General features: G+C 44.5%; 6 protein-coding genes. All 6 read left to right on the top strand.

The window, feature by feature from the left end; translation table 11 throughout:
* On the top strand, positions 1-424 hold a 424-nt coding region (locus L976_RS11990; protein WP_156143255.1), incomplete at its 5' end, for an HAD-IC family P-type ATPase.
* 20 nt (positions 425-444) lie between these two features.
* Positions 445-648: a cbb3-type cytochrome oxidase assembly protein CcoS gene (gene ccoS / locus L976_RS11985; RefSeq protein WP_037418545.1), complete on the top strand. Its 204-nt coding sequence runs from the start codon at positions 445-447 to the stop codon at positions 646-648.
* Between the two features lie 8 nt (positions 649-656).
* Complete coding sequence (locus L976_RS11980) at positions 657-1,349, top strand: sulfite exporter TauE/SafE family protein (protein ID WP_047540430.1); 693 nt, start codon at positions 657-659, stop codon at positions 1,347-1,349.
* Between the two features lie 55 nt (positions 1,350-1,404).
* Positions 1,405-2,157, top strand: a complete 753-nt coding sequence (etrA, locus tag L976_RS11975; protein ID WP_037418542.1) for an electron transport transcriptional regulator EtrA — start codon at positions 1,405-1,407, stop codon at positions 2,155-2,157.
* Between the two features lie 126 nt (positions 2,158-2,283).
* Positions 2,284-3,216 carry a universal stress protein UspE gene (gene uspE, locus L976_RS11970; RefSeq protein WP_047536990.1) on the top strand — a complete coding sequence of 311 codons (933 nt, stop codon included), beginning with the start codon at positions 2,284-2,286 and terminating at the stop codon, positions 3,214-3,216.
* Positions 3,217-3,293: 77 nt separating this feature from the next.
* Positions 3,294-4,262: a tRNA 2-thiocytidine(32) synthetase TtcA gene (gene ttcA, locus L976_RS11965; protein WP_047536988.1), complete on the top strand. Its 969-nt coding sequence runs from the start codon at positions 3,294-3,296 to the stop codon at positions 4,260-4,262.
* The last annotated feature ends 32 nt before the right edge of the window (positions 4,263-4,294 follow it).

The following is a 4,294-nucleotide window of genomic DNA, read 5'->3' as shown; positions in this document are numbered from 1 at the left end:
AAAAGAGCTCGGCATTACGGATGTACACAGTGGACTCACCCCGGCCGATAAACTCTCGCTAGTGAATAAGTTACAGCAATCCAATCCTGTGGTGATGTTCGGTGATGGCATAAATGACGCACCAGTACTCGCTGGCGCCGATTTATCCGTGGCCATGGGCAGCGGTAGTGCAATTGCCAAAAACAGTGCCGATCTTATTTTGCTTGGCGATCACCTCTCCCGCTTCACCCAAGCGGTGAGGGTTGCTAAACTGACCACACTAATTATTCGCCAAAATCTCGCTTGGGCATTAGGTTACAACGCGCTCATTTTACCTTTAGCGGTAACCGGCCATGTTGCACCTTATATTGCCGCTATCGGCATGTCGACAAGCTCACTGATTGTTGTGGGTAACAGTTTGAGATTATTACGAATTAAAATATAACAATAAAATAGGCTTAGCTAATGAGCATCATTTATGTACTTATCCCTATTGCGATGATCTTTGTGTTGATCGCTGTAGCCGTGTTCTTTTGGGCGGTAAAATCCGAACAATTCGATGATTTAGACCGCCAAAGTGTCTCAATTCTATTCGATGAAGATGCCGACAAACCTAATCCTGCGAGCATCAAGCAACAGGAATCTCAAGACAAAGGCATGCCTCAGTGACTGGCACTGTGATTGAATACAATGTAATGGGTGCGTTTCTCGTTGGTCTAATGGGAGCCGCTCACTGCTTTGGCATGTGTGGTGGCCTTGTTGGCGCCTTTTCCTCTCAGCTTGCTAATCCTAAGCAAGGAAACCACTTAGCCCATCAACTCACTTACTTATTAAGTTATAACCTTGGCCGGATTGTCAGTTATACCTTCGCGGGCGCTTTAGTCGGCGGTTCATCTGCCATGCTTGGGCACTTATTTGAGCTAGATAGCTACCTATTAATTCTCCGGATCATCGCCGGCGTCATGATGATTGCAACCGGGCTTTACATTGCAAAAATTTGGATCGGAATAGTACAAATTGAACGCCTTGGTCAGATATTGTGGCGTTATTTGAAACCCATAGCACAACGTCTGGTGCCAATCACTACGCCAATGCAAGCCATCACCGCGGGATTGATATGGGGATGGCTGCCCTGCGGACTGGTATATAGCACCTTAACTTGGTCTGTAGCGGCAGGTTCTGCCAGTCAAGGCGCCTTGATTATGCTGGCATTTGGTTTGGGTACACTCCCTGCACTACTCAGTGCAGGATTGGCGGCCAAACGCTTAGCCAATTGGGTGCAGCAAAAAACCGTTAGATTATTGAGTGGCTTACTTTTAATTGCTTTTGGTGCACAAACTTTATATATCGCCCTGTCGCAGCTAAACTAGCCCAAGCGAATGAATTGGTTTAACATGGCTGCAGTGGATTAACTTGAGAACCGACATGACAATAGAGCAGAATAAAAACCGTCGTCCCGCCGCCAGTGGGTGCGCAATTCATTGTCACGATTGCAGTATGGGAACCCTTTGTATCCCATTCACCCTCAATGCAAATGAACTCGATCAACTCGATGACATTATTGAGCGTAAGAAACCTATTCAAAAAGGCGAACAGATTTTTAAATCGGGTGATCCTTTAAAATCACTCTTTGCGATCCGCTCAGGCACCATAAAAAGTTACACTATCACCGAACAAGGCGATGAACAGATCACTGGCTTTCATTTAGCGGGAGATGTCATTGGTTTTGATGGTATTCATGCACAATCTCATCAAAGTTTTGCACAAGCCTTAGAAACCTCCATGGTGTGTGAAATACCCTTCAATATTCTCGATGAACTTTCAGGCACAATGCCTAAATTACGCCAACAAATCATGCGCTTAATGAGTAATGAAATCATGAGCGATCAAGAAATGATTTTGCTGCTCAGTAAGAAAAATGCAGAAGAACGCCTCGCTGCATTTATCAGTAATCTCGCTAACCGCTTTGGTAATCGAGGTTTTTCTGCCAAAGAATTTCGCTTGACCATGACACGTGGGGATATTGGTAATTACTTAGGCCTTACCGTTGAAACCATCAGTCGCTTGTTAGGCCGCTTCCAAAAATCTGGGTTAATCGAAGTAAAAGGAAAGTACATCATTATCGTTGATTATAATGAACTTAATCTTCTAGCGGGTAATGCCAGAATTGCCAGATAAGCTTCATCATTAATCATGCGTTTTTGGCGCTAGGCACTGGTTTTCAAAAGAGTTTTGATCTAGAACAATACAGATAATTGCCAAAGGCTCATGATGAATATGAGCCTATGACTAAAGGAACAAGTTATGAAGGATTATCAAAAAATACTGGTCGTTGTCGATCCTACGACAGAACATCAAGTGGCACTCGCTCGAGCGGTTACCTTAGCCAGTAAAAGTAACGCCCATGTGACTGTGTTTCTTTCGATTTTTGACTTCTCCTATGAAATGACATCGATTCTATCGAGCCAAGAGCGCGAAGCCATGCGCCAAGGCGTGATTGATCAACGTTTAGCTTGGATACAAGATCTGCTGTCAGCCTATAACCACCTACAACTTAATATTGATACGCAAGTTATTTGGCACAACCGCCCCTTTGAAAGCATTATTAACCATGCCATTTCAGGGCAATATGATCTGATTGTTAAAGGCACCCATGCTCATGATAAATTAAAAGCGGTGATCTTTACTCCGACGGATTGGCATTTAATGCGTAAAGCCCCTGTTCCTGTATTAATGGTCAAAGATCATGATTGGCCTGAAACCGGTAAAATTCTCTGTGCGGTAAATGTGGCAACTGAGGATACCGATCATCAAATGCTTAATGGCAAAATTATTGAACATGCGAAGGATTTAGCCGCAAAATTTGCCGCCGAAGTTCACTTAGTCAATGGCTATCCAGGCACACCGGTAAATCTTGCCATTGAACTCCCCGATTTTGATGCACAAACCTACAACGACACCATTCGCCTACAACACGAACAAAGAGTGCAATACCTGGCTAATGCCTATGGTATCGATACACTCCATTGCCATGTGAGGGAAGGATTGCCAGAGGATGTGATCCCAGAGCTTGCTGAGCAGCTCGATGCTGAATTAGTTATTTTAGGTACAGTCGGTCGTACAGGCTTTTCAGCAGCACTCATTGGCAACACAGCAGAACATGTTATCGATAGTATCAATTGTGATTTATTAGCTATCAAACCTGATGGTTATAAATCACCGCTTGAAGAGGCGTAACGCACGCCGCTCTTTACCCCGCCGTCGATAGCTGGAATAATACGCGCCCTGAAACTGAGTTACTGGGCGCTTTTTTTATGTTGGAAGCTATGTCTGAAGTTACGGCGAGTCAAATGCCTGAAGAATTATCAAAAAAACAAATTACCCGTCTGAATAAATTACAGAAGCGTCTTCGTCGTGAAGTGGGTAGTGCTATCGCCGACTACAACATGATTGAAGATGGTGACCGAGTCATGTGCTGCCTAAGTGGCGGTAAAGACAGCTATGCTATGCTGGATATTCTGCTCAATCTACAACAGCGCGCGCCTGTACAGTTCGAAATTATTGCCGTTAATTTAGATCAAAAGCAGCCAGGTTTCCCTGAAGATATACTGCCTGCCTATCTAGATAGCCTTAATATTCCCTATCACATTCTTGAAAAAGACACTTACTCGATTGTGAAGGAGAAAATTCCTGAAGGCAAAACCACTTGCTCACTGTGCTCTCGCCTGCGTCGTGGCACTCTCTATGGTTTTGCTCAACGAATTGGCGCAACCAAGATAGCTCTAGGTCATCACAGAGACGATATTATTGAAACGCTATTCCTCAATATGTTTTATGGCGGCAAGATGAAAGCCATGCCACCTAAGTTGCTCTCAGACGATGGCGCAAACGTGGTTATTCGCCCACTTGCGTACTGTCGTGAAAAGGATTTGGAAGAATACGCACAGCTTAAAAAATTCCCCATTATTCCTTGTAATCTCTGTGGCTCTCAGGAAAACCTCAAGCGTCAAGCGGTGAAAGACATGCTCAATCAGTGGGATAGACTATATCCTGGCCGTATTGAAACCATTTTCACTGCTATGCAAAATACTGCACCTTCACAGGGTGTTGACCGTGACCAATTTGACTTTGTATCGTTGAAACGCGATCCCAACGCGCCGATGAAGGGGGATGTGGCCGAAGCCGAACTGCCCGCCTTTGATTTTCTCGATATTGCTAACAACGGCCATATCGATTTAGATGCGGCAAAACGCATCAATATCGTCAACGTGTACGAAGCGTAAATGCGACAAGCATAAAAAAGCCCACTGACGTG

Origin of the sequence: Shewanella sp. ZOR0012, from assembly GCF_000798835.1 — a bacterium.
In the GTDB taxonomy this organism is placed as follows: domain Bacteria; phylum Pseudomonadota; class Gammaproteobacteria; order Enterobacterales; family Shewanellaceae; genus Shewanella; species Shewanella xiamenensis.
The sequence above is the reverse complement of the archived record's forward strand: the minus strand, read 5'-3'. Positions and strand labels throughout refer to the sequence as shown.